Raw genomic sequence first — 764 nt, forward strand, 5'->3', positions numbered from 1 at the left:
GTGCTGTACGTCGACGGCGGCATGACGAGCGTGCTCTAGGAGGCGTCGCGATGCGGGCGGTTGTGATCCACGGTCAAGGGGACCTGCGTGTCGAGGAGTTGCCGGCGCCCGCTCCCGGCCCGGGGCAGGCTCTGGTCGCCGTCCGCTACGGCGGTGTGTGCGGCTCCGACCTGCACTACTGGCGGCACGGCGGGGTCGGTGACTTCCGTCTGAAGGAGCCGATGGTGCTCGGCCACGAGGTGGTCGGCACGGTCGTCTCCTACGGCCCCCGGGCCACCGGCCCGGCCCCGGGTACGGCGGTGGCGGTGCACCCGGCGACCCCCTGCGGGACCTGCCCGGAGTGCGTGGGCGGGCGGCGGAACATCTGCCGGGACACCCGCTACCTCGGCAGCGCGGCCCGCTTTCCGCACGTCCAGGGCGGCTTCGCGGCGCGGATGACCGTGCCTGCCGAGCAGTTGAGGCCTCTCCCGGACGGGCTGGAGCCGCGTCGGGCCGCGCTCGCCGAACCGCTGTCGGTGGCGCTGCACGCGGTGCGGCGGGCGGGCGACGTGGCGGGCCGCCACGTCCTGGTGACCGGCGCCGGCCCGATCGGCTGCCTGGTGGTCGCCGCGGCGAAGGCGGCGGGAGCCGCCCGGGTGACCGTCACCGACCTGCTCCCACGGGCGCTGCGATACGCCGCTGCCGTGGGCGCCGACACGGTCGTGCGGGCCGACGACCCGGACGACGCCGGATGGCCGTGCGAGGTCGACGTGGCCGTCGAGGCC

General features: G+C 76.2%; 1 protein-coding gene. It reads left to right on the forward strand.

The window, feature by feature from the left end; all coding sequences use genetic code 11:
- Positions 1-50 precede the first annotated feature (50 nt).
- Positions 51-764 (forward strand): alcohol dehydrogenase catalytic domain-containing protein (locus BZY54_RS43975; RefSeq protein ID WP_086730964.1); only part of this gene is annotated, 714 nt, incomplete at its 3' end.

Source organism: Streptomyces carpinensis (genome assembly GCF_002154505.1).
Classification (GTDB): Bacteria; Actinomycetota; Actinomycetes; order Streptomycetales; family Streptomycetaceae; genus Streptomyces; species Streptomyces carpinensis.